Below are 22293 nucleotides of genomic sequence, written 5' to 3'. Positions count from 1 at the left end.
TGGAACGCAGCGTGCGGTTTACTGGAACTGCGAAAGAAAACGAATGTCGCCATCAAAGAAGAGGCGCAAATCATTGACCCCATAGCGCAGCATCGTCAGCCGGTCAGGACCCATGCCGAACGCAAAGCCGATGTATTTTTCTGGATCGAGGCCCATGTTCCGCACGACGTTCGGATGCACCTGCCCGGAGCCCGCCACTTCGAGCCAGCGTCCGGCCAAAGGGCCCGTCTGGAACTGGATGTCTATTTCGGCACTGGGCTCGGTGAAAGGGAAAAAGCTGGGCCGAAAGCGCAAGACCAAATCATCGCTTTCAAAGAAAGTACGGCAGAAGTCGGTGAAGACGACCTTCAGATCCTTGAAGCTCACGTTCTCGCCGATCCACAGGCCTTCGCACTGATGGAACATGGGTGAGTGCGTGGCATCGCTGTCCACGCGGTACGTACGGCCCGGGGCAATGACGCGGATCTCCGGCATGGCCTGGCCCAAGTCGATCAAAGCGCGGTGTTTTTTGACATGCTGAACGGCATGGCGGATCTGCATGGGGCTGGTATGCGTGCGCAACAGGTTCGGAGCGGTGGCCGTGCCGCCCTCGACATAGAACGTGTCGTGCATGGAGCGCGCCGGGTGGTCTTCAGGCGTATTCAACGCCGTGAAATTGAACCAGTCGGATTCAATCTCGGGCCCCTCGGCCACGTCAAAACCCATCGAGCCGAAAATGCCCTCGATGCGCTCCAGGGTCAAGGACACGGGATGCAATCCACCTTGCCCCCGTTGGCGTCCAGGCAAGGTGACATCCAACGATTCCGCCTGCAGTTGTGCTTCCAGCTCGGCATCCGCCAACGCTTTTCGGCTTGCGTTCAGGGATGCTTCAATGGCCTGCTTGGCGACATTGATGGCGGCACCGCGGGATTTCTTTTCCTCAACGGACAGCTGGGCCATGCCCTTCATGAGCTCGGTCACTCGCCCCGACTTGCCCAGGAACTGCGCCTTGGCATTTTCCAGATCGGCAGGGGTGACGGCTTGCGCGAACAGGTTCCGCGCGCTTTCGACCAGGGAGTCCAACTCGTTCATACCAGCTCTCATCGTCTCTTGGAAATGAACAAGGGCTAGTGCCTTTTCAAGCCCTAGCCCTTGCGTTTATTGCGCAAGCAGCTATCAATAAGATAGCTACCAGTCGTGAACTCAAGCAGCAGCCAGCTTGGCCTTGACTTGCTCCACGATGCTGCCGAAAGCAGCCTTGTCGTGCACCGCGAGGTCGGCCAGCATCTTGCGGTCGATCTCAATGGCAGCCTTCTTCAGGCCGTTCGTGAATTGGCTGTAGGTCAGGCCCAATTCGCGCGAAGCGGCGTTGATACGGGCGATCCACAGTTGGCGGAACACGCGCTTCTTGGTGCGGCGGTCACGGTAGGCATACTGCCCAGCCTTCATTACCGCCTGTTTGGCGATACGGAAAACATTACCGCGGCGACCACGGAAACCCTTAGCAAGGGCCAGAACTTTCTTGTGACGGGCACGGGCCGTTACACCACGTTTGACGCGAGGCATGTGAGTACTCCTTGTTCGTCGTTGTTAAAGGCCAGCACCAGGCAGCATTTGCGCAATGGAGCCCATATTGGTCTCATGCACAGAAACTGCACCACGCAGATGGCGCTTATTCTTGGTGGTCTTCTTCGTCAAGATGTGACGCTTGAAGGCTTGACCGCGCTTGACGGTGCCACCGGGACGAACGCGGAAACGCTTTTTCGCGCTGCTCTTGGTCTTCATTTTGGGCATGTGAATGCTCCTTTTGTTTGTGCTCGCGAGGCGTTTGCGAACCGATCCGCAACCTTGTTGGCCCCGAGTCACTTTTTGACGGCAAGGCCTTGGCCTGCCGTTCGGTGCCGCTTTCACGGCCCCTATGCCCGAGCCAGCCTTGAGGCTGGCCCGGTCAATTCACTTAAACACTTAGCTCACCGGCCACATCAAGCAGCGGTGGTGGCGCCTTCCGCTGCAGGTTTGCCAGCGGGCTTCTTCTTGCCGGGCGCGATCATCATGATCATTTGCCGACCTTCGAGCTTGGGAAACTGCTCGATCAGGATGGTGTCGCCCAAATCATCGCGAATGCGATTGAGCAAGGCCAAGCCCAATTCCTGATGGGTGATTTCCCGACCGCGAAAGCGCAAGGTGATCTTGCATTTGTCACCCTCCGCCAGGAAGCGGCGAATGTTGCGCATCTTGATGTTGTAGTCACCATCATCCGTACCGGGACGGAATTTGATTTCCTTGATCTCGATGACCGTCTGCTTGGCCTTGGCCTCTGCCGCGCGTTTTTGCTCCTGATACTTGAACTTGCCATAGTCCATCAGGCGACACACGGGAGGGTTGGCCGTGGCGGCAATCTCCACCAAGTCCACATCCAGCTCGCCCGCCATGCGGAGGGCTTCCATGAGGCTCACGACCCCGAGCGGCTCGTTCTCAGGGCCGGAGAGGCGAACCTCAGGGGCCATGATTTCACGGTTCAGGCGGTGCTTGCGCTCTTCGCGCTGGCGACGATCACGAAATTCAGTAGCGATGGCTATTTTCCTTCAATCAAAATGCTACGAATAACGTAGCGAGTACCGCACAGCTCACGCGGGCTAAAGCCAAGTTTGACATCAAATCAAGCTTTAGAAGCGATGTCCTGGGCGATCAGCGCTACGAACGCTTCGAGGGACATCACACCGAGGTCTCGATTGCCCCGGGCGCGCACTGCGACAGCTCCTGCTGCCTTTTCCTTCTCACCGGCGACGATGATGTAAGGCAGCTTTTGCAACGAATGCTCTCGTATTTTATACGTAATCTTTTCGTTACGCAGGTCAAGCGCCACCCTAAGGTCTTGATTCGGCAGTGCTTTTTGAAGCTTTGCGGCGATTTCACGACAGTAATCGTCCTGTGCACCCGTGATGTTCAGCACCGCCACCTGCACTGGCGCCAACCAGACCGGCAACGCGCCTGCGTGCTGTTCGATCAGAATTCCGATGAAACGCTCGAGGCTGCCAACGATGGCACGGTGAAGAACAATGGGGCGATGGCGGGCACCATCTTCCCCAACGTACTCGGCACCCAGCCGCTCAGGCATGGAAGGATCGACTTGAATGGTGCCGCATTGCCAGTGACGGCCAATGGCATCACGCAGCGTGTATTCCAGCTTGGGGCCGTAAAAAGCGCCGTCGCCGACGGCGATTTGGTAGTCGCAGCCAGAGGCTTTCAGACTTTCAATCAATGCATTCTCTGCCTTGTCCCAGCTTTCTTCAGAGCCGATGCGCTTTTCGGGCCGGGTGGCGACTTTGTAGATGATGTCGGTGAAGCCGAAGTCTTTATAGACCTTTTGCAGCAGCGTCGTGAAGTTGATGCACTCCTGCTGGATCTGCTCTTCGGTGCAGAAGATGTGTCCGTCATCCTGGGTGAACGCGCGCACCCGCATGATTCCATGCAGGCCACCCGTCGGCTCATTGCGATGGCACTGACCGAACTCGCCGAAGCGCAAAGGCAGATCGCGATAGCTCTTCACGCCTTGGTTGAAGATCAGGATGTGCCCGGGGCAGTTCATCGGCTTGAGCGCGTAGTCGTGCTTTTCGCTCTCCGTCGTGAACATGTTCTCGCGGTACTTGTCCCAGTGCCCCGTTTTTTCCCACAGGTGCTTGTCCAGGATTTGCGGGCCTTTCACCTCTTGGTAGCCGTTGTCGCGATACACCTGACGCATGTACTGTTCGACGCCCTGCCAGATCGTCCACCCTTTGGGGTGCCAGAAAACGGTACCGGGCGAGTGCTCGTCGATGTGGAACAGGTCCAGCTCTCTGCCGAGACGACGGTGATCGCGCTTTTCGGCCTCCTCGATGCGCTTGACGTACGCGTCCAAGTCTTTCTTGTCGGCCCACGCGGTACCGTAGACGCGTTGCAATTGCTCGTTCTTGGCATCGCCACGCCAGTACGCACCGGACACCCGGGTCAGCTTGAAGACTTTCAGGAATCGCGTGTTGGGTACGTGGGGGCCACGGCACATATCCACGTACTCTTGGTGGTAGTACAGGCCCATTGCTTTCTCTTCGGGCATGTCCTCCACAAGGCGCAGCTTGTAGTCTTCCCCACGCGCCTTGAACACCTCGATCACCTCGTCCCGCGGGGTCATCTTCTTGATCACGTCGTAGTCCTGCGCAATCAGCTCCTTCATGCGCTGCTCGATGGCAGCGATGTCGTCGGGCGTGAAAGGCCGCTCATAGGCGATGTCGTAGTAAAAGCCTTCGTCGATGACGGGGCCGATGACCATCCGGGCCGTCGGATAAAGTTGCTTCACGGCGTGGCCGACCAAGTGAGCGCAGGAGTGGCGGATGATCTCCACGCCTTCCTCATCGCGCGGCGTGATGATTTGCAGGCGGGCATCGTGGTCGATCACATCGCTGGCATCCACCAGGCGCCCATCCACTTTGCCTGCCACCGTCATCTTGGCCAGCCCTGGACCGATGGACTGGGCCACCTCTGCCACCGTCACCGGGCCAGGATATTCGCGTTGGGAATTGTCGGGGAGCGTGATCTGAATCATTGAAGAATCCTTGTCGAGGGGGGTGGCGCGCGGTGCCACAAAGCAAAAAGCGCGGAACGAAGTCCGCGCTTTTGGAAGAAGAGTGCAAATCTGTGCAGGCGCGAACAGGCAGCCTTAAAGGCCGGTCAACATCTCCGTTGTAGTTCGCGGTGTCATAACCAGATGTGCCTTTCTCGCTCTTGTGCTGATGTGATGGTCGCGGGATTCTAACCCGCCCCCAATGGAAAAAGCCTGGGGCCTTGAAGCCCCAGGCCCATCGACAACGCAAGGTCAGTGGAACTGCTCTTCTTCGGTCGAACCCGTAAGTGCCGTCACGCTGGATTTACCGCCCTGGATCACCGTGGTCACATCGTCGAAATAACCGGTGCCCACTTCTTGCTGGTGCGAGACGAAGGTGTAGCCCCGATCTCGCGCTGCAAATTCAGGCTCTTGCACCTTCTCGACATAGGCCGACATGCCGCGCTTCACATAATCCTGCGCCAAGTCGAACATGTTGAACCACATGCTGTGGATGCCGGCCAGCGTGATGAACTGGTACTTGTAGCCCATGGCGCCCAACTCGCGCTGGAACTTTGCGATGGTGGCATCGTCGAGGTTCTTCTTCCAGTTGAATGATGGCGAGCAGTTGTACGCCAGCAGCTTGCCGGGGTGCTTGGCATGCACGGCATCCGCAAACTTCTTCGCGAACTCCAGGTCCGGCGTGCCTGTCTCGCACCACACCAGATCCGCGTAATCCGCATACGCAACGGCGCGGCTGATGGCTTGGTCCAAGCCCTTCTTGGTCTTGTAGAAACCTTCGGCCGTGCGCTCACCCGTCAGGAACGGCTTGTCATTGGCGTCGTAATCGCTGGTGATCAGGTCGGCGGCCTCCGCATCGGTCCTCGCGATCACCAGGGTCGGCACGCCGTAGACGTCTGCAGCCATGCGTGCAGCGATCAACTTCTGCACCGCCTCCTGGGTGGGAACCAGCACCTTGCCGCCCATGTGGCCACACTTCTTCACAGACGCCAACTGATCTTCGAAATGCACACCGCCGGCCCCCGCGCGGATCATGGCCTTCATCAATTCGTAGGCGTTCAGCACGCCACCGAAGCCTGCCTCCGCGTCGGCCACGATGGGCGCGTAGTAGTCGACAAAACCGGCGTCGCCAGGATTGGCCCCTTTGGACCATTGAATTTCATCGGCGCGGGTAAAAGCGTTGTTGATTCGCTCCACCACTTTCGGCACCGAATCGACGGGATACAGCGACTGGTCGGGGTACATCGCCGCATATTCGTTGTTGTCTGCCGCAACCTGCCAGCCCGACAGATAAATGGCCTTGATGCCGGCCTTGACTTGCTGCATGGCCTGGCCTCCCGTGAGTGCGCCCAGGCAGTTCACATAAGGCTCGTTGTTGACCAACCCCCACAGTTTTTCGGCGCCACGCCGTGCCAGCGTGTATTCCACCTGGAAGGAGCCCCGAAGACGCACGACATCCGCAGCGCTGTAACCGCGCTTGATGCCCTTCCAACGTGGGTTCTGTGCCCAGTCTTTTTCGAGGGCGGCAATTTGCTGTTCGCGGCTGAGCTGTTCATTGAAGGATTGCGGCATAAGTCACTCCGTGGGTTGGTTGATGAGCCGGGCTGCAAGAGGCCGCCCTTGGAGATCACTTTAAGTCTTGTACAAGACTTGATCAATCTCTTATGTCTTATATAAGAGATAAAATTTATTGTTTTAAATCAATAAGTTACTCAGATAATTTCTTATTGTGAAATTTAATTTCTCATATCAAGAAATTTTTCCGCAGCGCAGCATGATTTAATTTTGCAATATGAAAAGCAAATTCTGCGATGCAAAAATTAGGGGCGGCGACCGCTCATCCAGTCGCCATGCACGATCCGGGTTGCGTTCTGCAAGTATTCGGAATTGATTTCATACACCAGGCATTGCAGCTGCTGCCCCCCCACGGACACTGAGATCTCCCGCTTCTCGTACTCACCATTGGGCTCAGGCAGCAGCCCCTCGATTTCGTCCAGCCGGATCTCCAGCTCGGGCGAAATCGCATAGACCTCGCCGTGCACCGAAAAATCGCCCTGCTCCGCTACGTCCACCAAATGCAGCGCAATGCCGGGATAGGCACCGAGGTCATAAAGCGTTCCGCAGACGGTGGCCTCCCCCAGAAAGGCCGCGCGGGGCGTCAAGCGGGTGATGTCATTGCTGCCGCCACGGCGCAAGGTGCCATAGACAAAAACGTAGCGTGAAAAAGGATGAAGGGTTTCGTCGGGCATGATGGCGCGCTCCAGGGTACTACCCGCAAAGTCTAGCCAACACGCGAACATGCCAAGCCGCCCCATCGCCTATCTCTGCCTTGCATTGAGCATGTCGCTCGTGGGCAGCTATGTCGCCTTGTCCAAGCCACTGGCGGCCGCGCTGCCGGTCTTCCTGCTGGCCTGGATGCGGTTCGGCATTGGGGGATTGGGAATGCTCCACTGGCTCAAAAAACCGGCGGATGAAGGCCCCATGACACCGCAGGTGCGGCGCCTGCTGTTTCTCGAGTCTTTTCTCGGCAACTTCCTCTTCACCCTTTGCATGATCTCGGGTGTGAGTCTCACCAGCGCCGTATCGGCAGGGGTGACGATGGCCGGAATACCTGCCGCAGTGGCAGTCATGAGCTGGTTCTTCCTGAAGGAAAAGGTTTCTGCACGGACCTGGATCGCGGTCGGGTGCGCCGTCGTCGGCATCGCGCTCTTTTCGCTATCAAATTCAGAGCATCACACCCAATTAAATTCACGGCATGAGGGCGAAAATGCTCCTAATCTGGTTTGGCTTGGGCAATTGCTCTTGCTGGGCGCCGTTCTGTGCGAGGCGGCCTATTCGGTCATCGGCAAGAAACTGACGGGCACGCTGGGGCCGCGCCGAATCACTTCGTTGATCAACCTGTGGGGATTCGCACTGGCCACCCCCATGGGACTGTACGCAGCATGGCATTTTGACTTTGCCAGCCTCACACCCGGTCTTTGGACGTTGCTCGTCTTTTACGCACTGGCCGCGAGCATGTGGACCGTGTGGCTGTGGATGACGGGGCTCAAGGCGGTGCCTGCCGCACAAGGCGGCGTCTTTACCGTGATGTTGCCCATCAGCGCGGCGTTGGTGGGGGTACTGGTGCTCGGAGAGCGCCTTGCCGCGGTTCAACTGCTCGCATTTGGAATTGCGATCGCCAGCGTCGTCCTGGCCACGCTTCCCGAAAAAAACGGTGCGCGCCGCCAGCCCCAAGAGGCGGATGCCGAAGCGATGCACTCGCAATCGCATCGGCATTGATTCCGCCTTCTGCTCCAGGGGCTAACGCCCCGTCACTTTGCGGATGGGGGGCTTGATGCTATCGCGCCGCGCCGGCAACACCTGCGCATGCTCGCGAGGGGCGTTGAGCACGATGCACGTGGAGGTTTCCGCCAGCAGGCAGAACCCCGTCACCACGGCATCCAGATGGCTGACATCGATCACTGCGATTTCCAGGACCCAGCTGTCTTCCCCCGTGACGTTGTAGGCATTCAAGACCTCGGGCGTTTCTTCGATCAGTCGAACCACCCGGGCATATTCCGCCCGGCCCACGCGGATGATGGCGCGAATGCCATAGCCCAGGCGGGCGTAATCCAGACGAACGCCATAGCCCCGGATCACGCCCGAAGCTTCCAGTTTGCGAACCCGCTCGGTCACCGCGGGCTGACTGAGGTGCACCCGCCGGCCCAGTTCTGCCATAGAAATGCGCGCATCCTGCTGCAATTCGGCCAAAATTCTGCCGTCATGGGCATCCAATTGAGAAACTTCGGTCATGGCATTATTTAACCATTGAAACAAAGGCGATTCATAGCTTCAGCCTTGCAAATGCCATGGAAGAGCACGCTCTGCCTGCATAACATTTACGGCATGACTTCACTTTCCACGTCCCCCGCCAGCCCCGCTGCACGCGGCCTCCCCACGGTGCTGCTCCTGGCCCTTTTGGCCTGCTATCTCATCTGGGGCTCGACCTATCTCGCCATCCAGGTGGCTCTCAAAAGCTTTCCACCGTTCTTCCAGATGGGAACCCGCTTTCTCGCTGCAGGTGCACTGCTGATGGCATGGGTGGCATGGCGCAAGCCCCAAAGCGGCAACCCACCGAAGTTCCCGACGAAGCGGCAATGGCTCCATGCGCTCATCGTCGGTGCGCTGATGTTGGGCGGCGGGATGGGGCTGACGGCCACCGCCAGCGTGCACGTCGGCTCCGGCCTCATCGCGGCTTGCGTGGCCGTAGTGCCGATGATGATCGCCGCATGGGGGCTCTTATGGGGAAGGCGGCCGACACGCGGCGAGACGATGGGCATGCTGCTGGGCGCCCTGGGTGTTTTGGTACTGATGCAAGGCGCCAGCTTTTCTGCATCCCCTATCAGCATGGTCTGCATCCTCGCGGCGACCTTGTCGTGGTCTCTTGGATCTGTGCTGTCCACCACGCGCTTCCCACTGGCCGACGGAGCCAGTGGCTTCGCCAGCGAGATGCTGTGCGGAGGCGCCGTGCTGATGGCCGTGTCCCTGGCGCTGGGCGAGCAGCCTGCGTGGCCGCCGCGACCCGAAGCCGTGCTGGCATGGCTCTACCTAGTGACGCTGGGCTCGCTGGTGGGATTCAGCGCCTACCTTTATCTGTTGCGCCATGCAACGCCGGCACTGGCATCGAGTTATGCCTTCGTCAACCCGCTCATCGCCTTGCTGCTCGGAAGCGCCATCGCTGGCGAGCATCTGACCGCCGGCGAATGGGTCGCCTGCGCATTGATCCTGTCCGCGGTCGTGGCCATTTTCGTCTCGCGTCGATCGCGATGAGATCGCGGCCGATGCGCCACCGGAGAGCATGCGCATCCCACCGCAGTGGCCATGACGGGCGCCAGCACCGTGGCGCTTGCGCGGTACCCAAGCAACAAATGGAGGCAAAAAAAGCCATGCCTCGCTTGGAAACGCGTTTTTTTCCCAGTAGCATCTGCGGGCCAGTGGAGAAGCAGGTTTTCGCTGGTGACGATATTTCACTTCCAACAAGGAAAACCCAACATGGCAACTGCAAAGAAAGCGCCGGCCTCCGAAGCCAAGGCCGCAGCCCCCGCGAAGAAGCGCACCCCGAACGCCGCTTTCATGAAAGCCCTTACGCCCAGCCCTGCCCTGGCTGCCGTCGTGGGCTCCACGCCCTTGCCCCGTACCGAGATCATCAGCAAGCTGTGGGTCTACATCAAGGCCAACGACCTGCAAGACGCCAGCAACAAGCGCATGATCAATGCCGACGCCAAGCTCAAGGAAGTGTTCGGCAAGCCCCAGGTTTCCATGTTCGAAATGGCTGGCCTGATCGGCAAGCACGTAAAGTAAGCCTTCCATCGTCTGCACGTTCAGCAGGCGGCGAATGAAAAACGAAGCCGGCACCACTGCCGGCTTTTTTTCGCCTGGGCCACCGGGAACCCATGTGCTGCTGGTGTGTCAATCCACTGCTTTTGAACAAGCAAGAAACCAAAGGATTGCAAATGCGATGAATTCGCATTTATAATGCCCCATTGTCAACAGCCAGCCAACACTGCCTGCACCATGATCGTTTGTGTCTGCCGCCGGGTTTCTGACCGCGAAATTGCACGCCATGCACATGCTGGCATGAGTTTCGACGAGATCCAGTTCGAGCTGGGCGTGGCCACCCAATGCGGCCGTTGCGAAAGCTGCGCACGGGATGTCGTGGCCCAATGCAGCGTTTCGCATCCGGTCGCCGCGCTGCACAAAGAGATCGCCTCGCAGACGATCCAGCTTGCCAACTCCATCTTGGAAAGCAAAGCATGGAACTGCTCTCAACCCTCGCAGGCAGCCTGATTCTCGTCATCGGCTCCGTGTGGTGGATCTTCCGTAAGTAACTTGGCCTTCTAGGCCTCTGGCGCTTGTCCTGTGGGCGTTGGCAGCTATCATTTTTATGTCCCAATTTGATCGATATGGCTCCTCACGGGGTGTGAGCCGCAACGCCGTGATCGCAGGTTCCGTCGTGCTGTTGCATGTGGCCGGATTGTGGGCACTGCAGTCGGGCCTGCTGCGCAAGGCCGCAGAGGTCATCGTGCCTGCCGAAGTGCTGAGCGAGTTCATCACGCCGCCAGCGCCCCCTGCCCCGCCCGTTCCACCGCCCCCCAAGCCAGCGCCACCGCCTCCGCCGAAACCGGCCCCCAAAGCGCCCGCCCCCCGTCCGGCGCCCATGCCGGTGGCCATTCCCGACCGCACGCCCGCGCCCAATGCGCCCACCGGGATCACAGAACCCCAACCGCCTGCACCGCCCATCGCAGCACCGATGGCGCCCCCTGCGCCGCCGCCCGCTCCTCCAGCGCCGCCGGCGCCTCCCAAGATCGAATTGCCTTCCAGCGATGCGGCTTACCTGAACAATCCCAGGCCGACCTACCCGGCCATCAGCAAGCGGCTGGGCGAGCAAGGCAAGGTCGTTCTGCGCGTGCTCATCGGCACGGACGGGCTTCCGCAGAAGGTGGAAATCAACAAGTCCAGCGGCTTCGACCGGCTGGACCGCCAGGCCCAGGACGCCGTGATGCGCTGGCGCTTCGTGCCGGGCAAACGCAACGGCGAGCCCGAGACCATGTGGAACCTGGTCCCCGTCAATTTTGTTCTCGAATAATTTTCAGGAGTTTTCATGGAATCGCATTTCGGCATTGCCAACGTTTGGATCCAGGGTGACTTTGTCACCCGCGCTGTTGCCGTGCTGCTGCTCGGCATGTCTCTGGCCTCCTGGATCGTCATCCTGATCAAGGCAATGGACATCTTCCGCTTCAAGAAACATGCGCGTGGCGCACGTGATTTCTGGCACAGCGAAGACTTCGCCGCCGGCCTGAGCAAGCTCGGCGACGACCCTGCCAACCCCTTCCGCCATCTGGCCCTGGAAGGGCGCGAAGCCACGGCACACCACCGCAATACCAAGGCGCATCTGCATGACAGCCTGGATGTGAGCGACTGGGTCACGCGCAGCTTGCGCAACTGCATCGACGAGTTCACGGCCCGCGTGCAATCGGGCCTGGCCGTGCTGGCCTCGGTCGGCTCGACCGCCCCGTTCATCGGCCTGTTCGGCACCGTCTGGGGCATCTACCACGCGCTGGTGGCGATCGGCACTTCGGGCCAATCGACCATCGACAAGGTGGCCGGCCCGATCGGCGAGGCACTGATCATGACGGCCCTCGGCTTGGCCGTGGCGATTCCTGCCGTGCTGGGCTACAACGCGCTGGTGCGGGGCAACAAGTCCATCCTGAACAACCTGAACAGCTTCGCGCATGACCTGCACGCCTACTTCGTGACGGGCGCACGCGTCAGCGCCCCTGGCGAACAAGCCAAGGTGCTGCCGATCAAGAAGGGCTGAAAACCATGTCTTTCGGAACCCAGGACGACTCCGACGAGGTGATGAACGAAATCAACATGACGCCGCTGGTGGACGTCATGCTGGTGCTGCTCATCATCTTCATCATCACGGTGCCGGTGATGAAGCACGCCGTGCCGGTGGACTTGCCACGTGCCTCCAATCAGCGCGAAGACGTCAAGCCCGAAACCATCCGCCTCAGTGTCACCGCCGATGGCAAATACCACTGGAATGAACTGACGATCGGCGACGACGAGCTCGAACCGCGTCTCAAGGCCGAAGCAGTGAAGGATCCGCAACCCGATCTGCACATCCGTGGCGACAAGGAAGTCCGCTATGAGCGCGTGGCCCAGGCCATGTCTGCCGCCCAACGGGCCGGCGTGCGCAAGATCGGGTTCGTGACCGAGCCTCAGTGATAAATATTTACAAGATAGGTAGGCGCTTCACTTGACGAACAATTGAGAATGGTTATCATTAACTCAATCGCAAAGCACAGAGGATTTCTCATGCACGCCAGTCTCAACGCCCTGCCTTCTTCGTCTTTTTTTGGCTCCGCCGTCTTTCAGGAGCGCGAGCCGTCCGGCGCCGCGCACCTGGCAAGCTCCGCACCCGCTGTCGATAGCCGGGAACTGCTCAAAGGCCAGAAGACCGTGGCCATCTGCCACAACGGTTCGGTCTACCGCCTGCAGGCCACCAAACTGGGCAAACTGATTCTGACCAAATAGGTTTCATCGTGGGGCGACTCCAGGGCACCTCAGTGCCTGAAGGGTCGTATTTGCCAGCCAACGGGTTGCCCGCGTAGCCAGGCTTTTTTTCACCCCACCCAAAACAAAACCGGCCCTGCAGGCCGGTTTTTTCATGTGCCATGCGGATCCAGCGTCTGCCGCGCGTAATGCCCGACACGGCATTGGCTCGGCATCCCGACCACCGGCGATTCAAAGGCCCAATGCGGCGATTCCCGCCTTGGCGATCTGCGCGTCTTCCGTCGATTTCACGCCGCTCACTCCCACTGCGCCCAGGCACTGACCGTCCTTCATGATGGGCACGCCGCCTTCCAGCAGGCCGTCGATGAATGGAGCGCTCAGGAACGCGGTACGGCCCCCGTTGACGATGTCTTCGTAGACCTTGCTTTCACGGCGCCCCAGCGCGGCCGTGCGGGCCTTCCCGGGAGCGATGTGGGATGACACCGGAGCGGCCCCATCCAGGCGCTGAAGGGACAGCAGATGCCCACCATCGTCCACGATGGCAATCGTGACCGCCCATTGGTTCTTGAGGGCTTCGGCCTCGGCCGCCGCAGCGATCTTCTTGACGTCGGCGGCTTCGAGTTCGGGTTTGGTTTTCATGGCGGTAGCAGTCCAGTTCAAATCAGGGAAGGCAGGGCCGATGGCCCAACGAAGTCCACGAGCATACCGGCTCCCCATGGCGGCGCTCTGCGGGCCCAAGGCAAAAGACTGCATCCTTAAAGTACGGGATCGAGAGAGGGTATTTGAAAGCACCGGGATCGGCACCACCTAGAATTTGTACGTCTGCGCTGTGCAGGCCTCAAAGGAGAGATAGAAGATGAACGACCAAGTCACCACCCTGGGCTCAGCGGGATATGGGATCTCGCAGGAGCAGCGGCAGAAAGTGCTGCGCAATACCTATTGGCTGCTTGCGCTGAGCATGCTGCCGACGGTGCTGGGCGCGTGGGTCGGCGTCGCAACCGGCATCACCCAGTCGCTGCGTGGCGGCGTCGGGCTGATCGTGTTCCTGGGCGGCGCTTTCGCCTTCATGTATGCGATCGAGAAGACCAAGCACTCTGCTGCGGGCGTTCCCGTGCTGCTGGCCTTCACGTTCTTCATGGGTCTGATGCTGTCTCGCCTGATCGGCATGGTGCTGGGCTTCAAGAACGGTACCGACCTGATCATGACCGCCTTTGCCGGCACGGCAGGCGTGTTCTTCGTGATGGCCACCCTGGCCAGCGTGATCAAGCGCGATCTGTCAGGCATGGGTAAATGGCTGTTCGTGGGTGCGATGGTGCTCATGGTCGGCGCCATCATCAACGTGTTCGTTGGCTCTTCGGCCGGCATGATGGCGATCTCGGTCGCCGCCATCGGCATCTTCAGCGCCTACATGCTGTATGACCTCAAGCAGATCCTGGACGGTGGCGAGACCAACTACATCAGTGCCACGCTGGCCCTGTACCTGGACATCTTCAACGTGTTCCAAAGCCTGCTGGCCCTGCTGGGCATCGCGGGTGGCGAGCGCGATTGATGCGCTGCTCTGATTGAACGTTGACGCAAAAAAGGCCTCGCAAGAGGCCTTTTTCCATGGTGCAAGGGGTGTTGCATCAATGCGTTCGGGAATATTCCACGTAAAAGCAGGGCCTCGCCCTCAATCCTCCAGGCGCCGTGCCGATAATCCAAATCACATGGCTTATCTTCCAGCCCCCCTCCTCCGTCCGCGCTACGCCGCTGCATCCCTGGCATTGGTGCTTTTGTCCGGCTGCGAGATTCCGGGCCTGGGACCCGATCCCCGAGTGGTTCAGAAGGAGGCCGAAGCCAAGGCGATCGGCGGCGCCTGCCGGCATGCGCTACGCGGCCTGGAGGATTGCTTCACGCTGAACCCCAAGGCCGCCAAGGCCTCGGTCTTTGCCGGCTGGAAAGACATGGATCAATACATGCGTGACAACAAGCTCGAGGGCTCGCCCTCGGTGCTGGGCAAGCTGGAGGCCAAGCCCGATCGCGCCAGCCGCGGCAGTGAAGCCGGGGAGTCCGGCGAGTCCGGCGCCGCCTCCCGCAACCGCAGCTGACCGCCACACTGGTCAGCCAGCGTTGACGGCGCCGTCAGGCGCGCTCGAACACCGCCATGCTCTCCACGTGCGCCGTGTGGGGGAACATGTTGACCACGCCCGCGGCCACGCACCGATAGCCCGCCTGGTGCACCAGAAGCCCCGCATCGCGTGCCAGCGTGGCCGGATTGCAGCTCACGTACACGATGCGCTGGGGCGGCACCCACCCTTCGGCCCCTGCCGGCAGCGCAGGCGCCTCTTCGGCACCCAGGCGTGCCTGGTGGATGTCCGCCAGGGCTTTTGCGAGGGCAAAGGCCCCTTCGCGGGGTGGATCGACCAGCCACTTGTCCGCCACGCCATCGGCCACCAGCATCTCCGGGGTCATTTCGAACAGATTCCGCGCGACGAAGTCCGTCGGGGCCAGGGGCTGCCCTTCGGCGGCCAAGGCCTGGTTGTACCGGTAGTTCTCGCGCGAACGGGCCACGAGGGCCTCGCTGCCTTCGATGCCCAGCACTTCGCGCGCCTGCGTGGCGATGGGCAGCGTGAAGTTGCCCAGGCCGCAGAACCAGTCGATCACCCGCTCCTGCTTGCGCGCGTCCAGCAGGCGCAAGGCACGCGACACCAGGACGCGGTTGATGTGCGGATTCACCTGCGTGAAGTCCGTGGGCTTGAACGGCATGGTGATGCCGAAATCAGGCAAGGCATAGGACAGCTGCTCGCTCTCGGCATCCAGCAGCTTCACGGTATCGGGCCCCTTGGGCTGCAGCCACCATTGCACGCCCTGCTCGGCCGCAAAGGCTCGCAGCTTGGCCAGGTCGTCCGCGCTCAGGGGTTCCAGGTGCCGCAGGACCAGGGCGGTGACGTGGTCGCCGCAGGCCAGTTCGATCTGGGGGCAGGTGTCGCGGGCCTCCATGGAGGCGATCAGGGCGCGCAACGGCACCAGCATGGCGCTCACATGGGGGGGAAGCACGGGGCAGACCTCCATGTCGGCCACGTAGCGGCTCTTGCGCTCGTGGAAGCCGACGAGCACCTGGCCTTTCTTGATCACGTAGCGGACCGAAAGGCGCGCACGGTAGCGATATCCCCAGGCCGGGCCTTCGATGGGCCGCATGATGGTCTCGGCCTTGACCTTGCCCAGGTGCCAGAGGTTGTCCTCTAGCACCCGCTGCTTCACGGCCACCTGGGCAGCCACGTGCAGGTGCTGCATCTTGCAGCCGCCGCAAGCCCCGGCATGCAGGCCGAAATGCGGGCAGCCCGGGCGCACGCGTTGCGACGATTCGCGGTGGATTGCCGTGAGGCTGGCCTGCTCCCAGTTGTTCTTCTTGCGGTGGGTATTGGCGGTGACGAGTTCGTGGGGCAAGGCGCCGTCGATGAAGACGACCTTGCCGTCGGGCTTGCGGGCCACGCCCTGGGCGTCCATGTCCATGGACGTGACTTCCAGCCAGCCTTGCGGCCATTCGTTCGTGGGGATCGGTGTTTCTGTGGGGTCGCTCATCCCCCGATTGTCTCAGGCCGGGCCGCCCTTCCCGGCGCGAGGCGTCAACTGCGATCGGCGCGTGCGCGGCGCGGTGTGGCGGGCAACGCTTGCACCGAAGCGCCGCCCATGGATGCAGACACAGGAAGCCGGTTGATCTCCAATTCGCAGCCATAGTTGTCCAGCGTGAACACCAGCGTGCCTCCGGGAACCACGCGGGGAAGCGTTTCGTGCACCTGGCGGGCCAGGTCCACCGGAGGCCGTTGCGAGCGGTAGAGCACCTGCTGGTCGGCGCCATAGACGAGGTAGCAGGCGGCAGACGCGCCCTGGGAGAAAAAGCCGGCCAGAAGCGCGGCGGCGGCATAGCGGATGGCTGGCATGGTGGGATCCCTTCCTCGGTGCGTTATCGCAGGTGAATGGCGCCGATTATTGCGGACTTCATGCCACGGCGGATCAGCGATGGGAGCCCCGGTGCGACAGACAGCGCCCCGTTCAGCCCAGATTCAGGTGGGTGGAGTGCTTGACCTCTTCCATGACGGCGTAGGTTCTCGTCTCGCGCACGCCCGGCAGTTGCCAGAGCACATGGCCGGCAAATTCGCGGTAGGCCGTCATGTCGGCCGAGCGGGTTTTGAGCAGGTAGTCGAACCCGCCCGCCACCATGTGGCACTCCAGGATTTCGGGGTGCACCTGCACCGCCGCCTTGAACTGGTCGAACACGTTGGGGGTCGTGCGGTCCAGCAGCACCTCCACGAACACCAGCAGCCCGGCCCCGAGCTTGAGCGGATTGAGCCGCGCCTCGTAACCCAAGATGTATCCGTCGCGGGTGAGGCGCTGCACGCGGGACAGCACGGCCGTGGGCGACAGCGCCACGCGTTCCGCCAGTTTGAGGTTCGCGATGCGTCCGTCTTCCTGCAGCGTTTTGAGGATGCGGCGATCAATGCGATCCAGGGAGGGTTCGGCGTCTTGCATCTTTGGATTTTTATTCTGTTCTATCGGGTTTTTTTGGAAAGTAATTCAAATTAATCGCTTGCATGATGCACAGACCTCCAGCTCACTGGTCTTCCTACGCCGCCATGTCCCTCTCCGCCGACTCTGCCGCACCCGCAACCGACGATTTCGCCTTCGCGCCCCGCCCCCTGGACAGCCATCCGTTGCGCCACGCCATCACCGCCGCATACCGGCGGTCCGAGCCGCAGGCGCTGGCCCCCTTTCTGGATCTGGCGCGTCTGCCGGGCAGTGTGTCCGGCGACATCAAGGCGCTGGCCCTGCGCCTGGCCGACACGTTGCGCCACCGCAAGAGCGCTGGCGGACGGGCGGGCATCGTGCAGGGCTTGCTGCAGGAGTTCGCCCTGTCGTCCCAGGAAGGGGTTGCGCTCATGTGCCTGGCCGAGGCCTTGCTGCGCATTCCCGACAGTGCGACGCGCGACGCGTTGATCCGCGACAAGATCCGCTCGGGCGATTGGGAGCCCCATCTGGGCAAGAGCCCCTCGCTGTTCGTGAACGCCGCCACCTGGGGGTTGCTGCTCACCGGCAAGCTGGTGGCCACGCACAGCGAGCGCGGCCTGACTTCCGCGCTGCGGCGCCTGACCGCCAAGGGCGGCGAGCCCCTCATCCGCAAGGGCGTGGACATGGCGATGCGCATGATGGGCGAGCAGTTCGTCACCGGTGAAACGATCGAACAGGCGCTGTCCAACGCCCGCGCGATGGAGGCACAGGGCTTTCGCTACTCCTACGACATGCTGGGCGAGGCCGCGCTGACCGCCGACGATGCGGCGCGATATCTGCGTTCGTATGTGGAGGCGATCCATGCCATCGGCAAGGCATCCGCCGGCCGCGGCGTGTACGAGGGGCCCGGCATCTCGATCAAGCTGTCGGCGCTGCACCCGCGCTACAGCCGGGCGCAATATGCCCGCGTGATGGACGAGCTGTACCCCAAGGTGCTGCAACTGGTCGAGCTGGCCCGCCAGTACGACATCGGACTGAACATCGACGCCGAAGAGGCCGACCGGCTGGAGCTGTCGCTCGACCTGCTGGAGCGGCTGTGCCGCGCCCCGTCGCTGGCGGGCTGGAACGGCATCGGCTTCGTCATCCAGGCCTACCAGAAGCGCTGTCCGCACGTGATCGACTGGGTGATCGACCTGGCGCGCAACACCGGGCACCGACTGATGATCCGCCTGGTCAAGGGCGCCTACTGGGACAGCGAGATCAAGCGCGCTCAGCTGGACGGCCTGTCCGACTACCCGGTGTACACCCGCAAGGCGCACACCGACGTCTCCTACATCGCCTGCGCACGCAAGCTGCTCGCCGCCACCGACGTGGTGTACCCCCAGTTCGCCACGCACAACGCGCAGACGCTGGCCACCATTTACCAACTCGCAGGCTCCGGGTACCAGCCCGGCCAGTACGAGTTCCAGTGCCTGCACGGCATGGGCGAGCCGCTGTACGAGCAGGTGGTGGGCGCACCATCGGACGGCAAGCTGGGCCGCCCCTGCCGCATCTACGCGCCGGTGGGCACGCACGAAACCTTGCTCGCCTACCTGGTGCGCCGGTTGCTGGAAAACGGTGCCAACACCTCGTTCGTGAACCGCGTGGCTGACACCACGCTGGCGCTGGAATCGCTCGTCAGCGACCCCGTCGCCACGGTGGATGCCGCCGCCGCGGCGGAAGGCACCACTGCCCTGCCCCATCCCCGCATTCCGCTGCCCAAGGACCTGTACGGGACCCGCCGCGCCAATTCGGCGGGAGTCGACCTGTCCAACGAATCCGTGCTGGCCCGGCTGTCGAATGCACTGACCGCTGAAAGGCAACAGTTCTGGCAGGCCGAGCCCCTCATCGACGGCCCGGTGGCCGATGCAGGCACGACGCTGGCCGTGCGCAACCCCGCGGACCCCACCGATGTCGTGGGCCACGTGCAGGAGGCGACCGATGCCGACGTGGACTGCGCGCTGCAGGCCGCCTGCGATGCCGGCCCCGGCTGGGCCGCCACGGCGCCCAACGCACGGGCTGCTGCGCTGCGGCGCACCGCCGGCCTGCTGGAGGTGGGCTTGCCTCAGCTGATGAGCCTGCTGATGCGCGAGGCCGGCAAGACCTGCGCCAACGCGGTGGCCGAAGTGCGCGAGGCGGTGGACTTCCTGCGCTACTACGCCGTGCAGACCGAGGGCCATTTCGACAACGAAACCCACCGCCCGCTCGGCCCGGTGGTCTGCATCAGCCCGTGGAATTTTCCGCTCGCCATCTTCATGGGACAGGTGGCCGCCGCCCTGGCCGCCGGCAACACCGTGCTGGCCAAACCCGCCGAGCAAACCCCGCTGATCGCGGCCGAAGCCGTGCGCCTGCTGCATGAAGCGGGCGTGCCGCACGGTGCGGTGCAACTGCTGCCAGGGCGTGGCGAGACGGTCGGCGCCCGGCTGGTGGGCGATGCCCGTGTGATGGGCGTGATGTTCACCGGCTCCACCGAAGTCGCGCGCATCCTGCAGCGCAGCGTGGCCGGACGGCTCGACGCGCAGGGCCGCCCGATTCCGCTGATTGCCGAAACCGGCGGGCAGAACGCGATGATCGTGGACTCCTCCGCGCTGGTAGAGCAGGTGGTGGGCGATGTGGTGGCCTCGGCCTTCGACAGCGCCGGCCAGCGCTGCTCCGCCCTGCGTGTGCTGTGCGTGCAGGCCGATGCGGCCGACCGCGTGATCACCATGCTCAAGGGCGCCATGGCCGAGCTGACCGTGGGCGATCCCGGCCTGCTGGCGGTGGACGTAGGCCCGGTGATCGACGAAGAGGCCCGCGCCGGCATCGAAGAGCACGTGGCCACGCTGCGCGCCCAAGGCCGCGCCGTGTTCCGCCCAGCAGTGGATGCCAAGGTGCTGGCACGCGGCACCTTCGTCGCCCCCACGCTGATCGAGCTGTCCAGCATCGGTGAACTCAAGCGCGAAGTGTTCGGCCCCGTGCTGCACGTGGTGCGCTACGCCAGCGATGGGCTGGACACCCTGCTCGACCAGATCAACGCGACGGGCTACGGCCTCACGCAGGGGCTGCACACGCGCATCGACGAGACGGTGGAGCGCGTGGTGCGCCGCGCGCACGCGGGCAATGTCTATGTGAACCGCAACATGGTGGGCGCCGTCGTGGGCGTGCAGCCTTTCGGCGGCGAGGGCCTGTCGGGCACGGGCCCCAAGGCCGGCGGGCCGCTGTACCTGCTGCGCCTGCTGTCCCAGCATCCGGCCGACGCCGCGCGTGCCGCCATCGACAGCACGGCCGCCACCCCACCGGACGCCGCTGCGCGCGCCGTGCTGCAGGCCCCGCTGCAGGCCCTGGCCGACTGGGCACCGGGCGCAGGCCATGCCACGCTGGCCGCGACCTGCACGGCCTTGGCCGATGCCGCGGTGGCCGGCCTGGCTTGCACCCTGCCGGGCCCCACGGGCGAGCGCAACCAGTACACGCTGGCGCCCCGCGCCCGCACGCTCTGCCTGGCCGACAACGACAGCGATCGCCTGACCCAGTTGGCGGCAGTGCTGGCCGTCGGGGGCAGCGCGGTGTGGCCGGTGGCCGAAGCCAGCGCCCTGCATGCCCGGCTGCCCGCCAGCGTGCAGACGCGCGTGGCGTTGGCGAACGACTGGCGCAGCCCCAGCGTGGCGCTGGACGCCGTGCTGCACCAGGGCAGCGCCGAGGCACTGGCGGCGCTGTGCCATCAGATGGCGCAGAGGCCGGGTCCCATCGTAGGCATCACCACGTTGGCGGCGGGGGGCACCGTGGTGCCGCTGGAGCGGCTGGTGATCGAACGCGCCCTGAGCGTGAACACCGCAGCGGCCGGCGGCAACGCCAGCCTGATGACCATGGCCTGATGCGTGACAAGAGGCTGATAGTCAAAATGGCCTCCAGCACATGATCGACTAGGGCATATAGCTATAAATTTCATAGCAACCGATCGTCAGCCGCTAACGGTCGCGCCCGTCCGAAGCCCGCGGTGCGTGGGCTGCTGGCCTACCACTGCAGCACGGGCTCGTCCTGCGGATGCGCCAGCCCCCGCATGATCTGAACGACCTGGGGCTGGTCCACCAGCACGCACGGTTTGCCCGTGCGCTTGCAGTGGTCCTGCACCCGCCAATAGTCGTCATGGCCGACGCAGCCGGTCTGGCAGATCACGAAGTCGGCGGCAATCAGGCTGGCTTCCAGCGCCGCATTTCCGCCGGGCAATGCGGCAGCGCTTTCTTCCACCGCCGCTTCCGGCTTGCGGCCCACCGGCTGCGCGATCAGGCTGCCCGCGGCATCCGGCGCAATGCAAACCACGGACCGCATGCGTCCTGGCCGGGCCGACAGGCCCTCGGTCGCCACCGCCCGCAACGCCATGGCAGGCAATGGCATGGTGTGATGGGAACGCGCGGCCCGCCACTGCCAATGCAGCACCTCGCGCATGAGCTCATGGATGCGCTGCCCCAGGGCTTCGATCTGCCGACCCATGGCACGCCGCCGCGCAGGGCCCTGGAGCGCCGCGGCATTCCCTTCGGCGGCCTCCTCCCGGGCGAATGCCAGCGCCGTCTCAGCCACGATGGCCCGTGCCCGCAGGCGGATGGACTGGGCCTGCAGGCGCTCGATCTCTGCAGCCTGCATCGCCAGCAGACGGCTGCAGCGGATCTGAGCCCGCCCATACCCGTCCAGAAGGACTCGGTGTTCCTCGATGAGATCTTCCAACGGCGTGTCGGTCATCTGCGCTCCCTTTTCAAACCGATGCGGGACGAGCCCGATGTCCAGCGCGGCGCACCCGGCTGCGCCCTGCTCGACCCGCAGTGAACTGCTGAGGTGCCGCTGCGATCGCGGCACATTTGATTGATAACCATTCTCATTTAATGATACACTGGCGTCAATCGCTGGCCAGGGTCTTCGGTGGTTCTTCTCATAATCCACCGCCAATCCGGTCAGCCCCCAATCGGTTTCATCGTGGGGCGACTCCCGGACTCTCCGTCCGAAGGGTCGTTTTTTGCCAGCCAACGGGCGTGCTCGCGTAGCCAGGCTTTTTTTGCGATGAATGCATCCGTTCGAACGAATGAACGGCGTCCTTTGCAGACTGCAAATGCCGCGCGGCCTTCACCGGCGTGCGAGCGCCTGCCGCCAGCACCATTCCCTCTTCC

At 62.6% G+C, this 22293-nt stretch carries 25 protein-coding genes; 12 read left to right on the top strand and 13 right to left on the bottom strand.

The features are described 5' to 3' along the window. Positions 1–18 precede the first annotated feature (18 nt). The 7 genes from pheS to AVTE2539_RS16765 form a co-directional block, all read right to left on the bottom strand. Positions 19–1071: a phenylalanine--tRNA ligase subunit alpha gene (gene pheS, locus AVTE2539_RS16795; RefSeq protein WP_284412256.1), complete on the bottom strand. Its 1053-nt coding sequence runs from the start codon at positions 1069–1071 to the stop codon at positions 19–21. 111 nt (positions 1072–1182) lie between these two features. Then, complete coding sequence (gene rplT / locus AVTE2539_RS16790) at positions 1183–1545, bottom strand: 50S ribosomal protein L20 (protein WP_092745027.1); 363 nt, start codon at positions 1543–1545, stop codon at positions 1183–1185. A 24-nt stretch (positions 1546–1569) separates the two neighbouring features. Beyond that, positions 1570–1773, bottom strand: a complete 204-nt coding sequence (gene rpmI, locus AVTE2539_RS16785; RefSeq protein WP_092745026.1) for a 50S ribosomal protein L35 — start codon at positions 1771–1773, stop codon at positions 1570–1572. Positions 1774–1961: 188 nt separating this feature from the next. Further along, positions 1962–2558, bottom strand: coding sequence for a translation initiation factor IF-3 (gene infC / locus AVTE2539_RS16780; protein ID WP_284400508.1), 597 nt, complete (start codon positions 2556–2558; stop codon positions 1962–1964). An 80-nt stretch (positions 2559–2638) separates the two neighbouring features. Next, positions 2639–4558: a threonine--tRNA ligase gene (gene thrS / locus AVTE2539_RS16775; RefSeq protein WP_272563837.1), complete on the bottom strand. Its 1920-nt coding sequence runs from the start codon at positions 4556–4558 to the stop codon at positions 2639–2641. Positions 4559–4828: 270 nt separating this feature from the next. Continuing rightward, the gene (aceA, locus tag AVTE2539_RS16770; RefSeq protein WP_272563838.1) at positions 4829–6148 is read right to left on the bottom strand and encodes an isocitrate lyase; all 1320 of its coding nucleotides are present in this window, start codon (positions 6146–6148) and stop codon (positions 4829–4831) included. 248 nt (positions 6149–6396) lie between these two features. Continuing rightward, complete coding sequence (locus AVTE2539_RS16765) at positions 6397–6825, bottom strand: gamma-glutamylcyclotransferase family protein (protein WP_284412254.1); 429 nt, start codon at positions 6823–6825, stop codon at positions 6397–6399. 49 nt (positions 6826–6874) lie between these two features. On the opposite strand from AVTE2539_RS16765, the gene AVTE2539_RS16760 reads away from it, so the two are divergent. Further along, on the top strand, positions 6875–7855 hold the full coding sequence (locus tag AVTE2539_RS16760) for a DMT family transporter (RefSeq protein WP_284412252.1): 981 nt from the start codon (positions 6875–6877) through the stop codon (positions 7853–7855). 21 nt (positions 7856–7876) lie between these two features. Here the strand turns inward: AVTE2539_RS16760 and AVTE2539_RS16755 are convergent, their stop codons facing one another. Continuing rightward, positions 7877–8368 (bottom strand): Lrp/AsnC family transcriptional regulator, encoded by a 492-nt coding sequence (locus tag AVTE2539_RS16755; RefSeq protein WP_272563841.1) that lies wholly within the window; start codon positions 8366–8368, stop codon positions 7877–7879. A 51-nt stretch (positions 8369–8419) separates the two neighbouring features. Between AVTE2539_RS16755 and yedA the strand changes: the two genes are divergently transcribed. From yedA to hemP, 8 genes are all read left to right on the top strand, one after another. Next, positions 8420–9385: a drug/metabolite exporter YedA gene (gene yedA / locus AVTE2539_RS16750; protein ID WP_502868933.1), complete on the top strand. Its 966-nt coding sequence runs from the start codon at positions 8420–8422 to the stop codon at positions 9383–9385. Between the two features lie 222 nt (positions 9386–9607). Further along, entirely contained in the window at positions 9608–9916 is a 309-nt protein-coding gene (locus AVTE2539_RS16745; RefSeq protein WP_272552302.1) for an SWIB/MDM2 domain-containing protein, read from the top strand. Between the two features lie 34 nt (positions 9917–9950). Next, positions 9951–10091 (top strand): hypothetical protein, encoded by a 141-nt coding sequence (locus AVTE2539_RS16740; RefSeq protein ID WP_284412249.1) that lies wholly within the window; start codon positions 9951–9953, stop codon positions 10089–10091. A gap of 38 nt (positions 10092–10129) precedes the next feature. After that, a complete protein-coding gene (locus AVTE2539_RS16735; protein WP_272552300.1) occupies positions 10130–10402 on the top strand; it encodes a (2Fe-2S)-binding protein in 273 nt (90 codons plus the stop codon). 97 nt (positions 10403–10499) lie between these two features. Beyond that, on the top strand, positions 10500–11201 hold the full coding sequence (locus tag AVTE2539_RS16730; RefSeq protein WP_272563843.1) for an energy transducer TonB: 702 nt from the start codon (positions 10500–10502) through the stop codon (positions 11199–11201). Positions 11202–11216: 15 nt separating this feature from the next. After that, positions 11217–11933, top strand: a complete 717-nt coding sequence (locus tag AVTE2539_RS16725) for a MotA/TolQ/ExbB proton channel family protein (protein WP_092745016.1) — start codon at positions 11217–11219, stop codon at positions 11931–11933. Positions 11934–11938: 5 nt separating this feature from the next. Continuing rightward, positions 11939–12346 (top strand): ExbD/TolR family protein, encoded by a 408-nt coding sequence (locus AVTE2539_RS16720; protein ID WP_272563844.1) that lies wholly within the window; start codon positions 11939–11941, stop codon positions 12344–12346. Between the two features lie 90 nt (positions 12347–12436). After that, the gene (gene hemP / locus AVTE2539_RS16715) at positions 12437–12655 is read left to right on the top strand and encodes a hemin uptake protein HemP (RefSeq protein ID WP_092745014.1); all 219 of its coding nucleotides are present in this window, start codon (positions 12437–12439) and stop codon (positions 12653–12655) included. A 210-nt stretch (positions 12656–12865) separates the two neighbouring features. On the opposite strand, the gene AVTE2539_RS16710 is transcribed toward hemP, so the two are convergent. Then, on the bottom strand, positions 12866–13273 hold the full coding sequence (locus tag AVTE2539_RS16710) for a GlcG/HbpS family heme-binding protein (protein WP_272552295.1): 408 nt from the start codon (positions 13271–13273) through the stop codon (positions 12866–12868). Positions 13274–13490: 217 nt separating this feature from the next. Here AVTE2539_RS16710 and AVTE2539_RS16705 point away from each other — a divergent pair, with 217 nt between their 5' ends. Together AVTE2539_RS16705 and AVTE2539_RS16700 are read left to right on the top strand one after the other, a co-directional pair. Then, a complete protein-coding gene (locus tag AVTE2539_RS16705; protein ID WP_284412247.1) occupies positions 13491–14183 on the top strand; it encodes a Bax inhibitor-1/YccA family protein in 693 nt (230 codons plus the stop codon). Positions 14184–14340: 157 nt separating this feature from the next. Continuing rightward, the gene (locus AVTE2539_RS16700; protein ID WP_284412245.1) at positions 14341–14721 is read left to right on the top strand and encodes a hypothetical protein; all 381 of its coding nucleotides are present in this window, start codon (positions 14341–14343) and stop codon (positions 14719–14721) included. Positions 14722–14755: 34 nt separating this feature from the next. On the opposite strand, the gene rlmD is transcribed toward AVTE2539_RS16700, so the two are convergent. The 3 genes from rlmD to AVTE2539_RS16685 form a co-directional block, all read right to left on the bottom strand. Continuing rightward, positions 14756–16195 (bottom strand): 23S rRNA (uracil(1939)-C(5))-methyltransferase RlmD, encoded by a 1440-nt coding sequence (gene rlmD / locus AVTE2539_RS16695; RefSeq protein ID WP_284412242.1) that lies wholly within the window; start codon positions 16193–16195, stop codon positions 14756–14758. 44 nt (positions 16196–16239) lie between these two features. Next, a complete protein-coding gene (locus AVTE2539_RS16690) occupies positions 16240–16554 on the bottom strand; it encodes a hypothetical protein (RefSeq protein WP_284406375.1) in 315 nt (104 codons plus the stop codon). Between the two features lie 112 nt (positions 16555–16666). Further along, a complete protein-coding gene (locus AVTE2539_RS16685; protein WP_272563850.1) occupies positions 16667–17143 on the bottom strand; it encodes an Lrp/AsnC ligand binding domain-containing protein in 477 nt (158 codons plus the stop codon). 65 nt (positions 17144–17208) lie between these two features. Between AVTE2539_RS16685 and putA the strand changes: the two genes are divergently transcribed. After that, positions 17209–21009, top strand: a complete 3801-nt coding sequence (gene putA / locus AVTE2539_RS16680; RefSeq protein ID WP_502868936.1) for a trifunctional transcriptional regulator/proline dehydrogenase/L-glutamate gamma-semialdehyde dehydrogenase — start codon at positions 17209–17211, stop codon at positions 21007–21009. Positions 21010–21148: 139 nt separating this feature from the next. Here the strand turns inward: putA and AVTE2539_RS16675 are convergent, their stop codons facing one another. Next, positions 21149–22153 (bottom strand): DUF2325 domain-containing protein, encoded by a 1005-nt coding sequence (locus AVTE2539_RS16675; protein ID WP_284412238.1) that lies wholly within the window; start codon positions 22151–22153, stop codon positions 21149–21151. Positions 22154–22293: the final 140 nt, after the last annotated feature.

Origin of the sequence: Acidovorax sp. SUPP2539 (genome assembly GCF_030158975.1) — a bacterium.
GTDB lineage: Bacteria > Pseudomonadota > Gammaproteobacteria > Burkholderiales > Burkholderiaceae_C > Paracidovorax.
The sequence above is the reverse complement of the archived record's forward strand: the minus strand, read 5'-3'. Positions and strand labels throughout refer to the sequence as shown.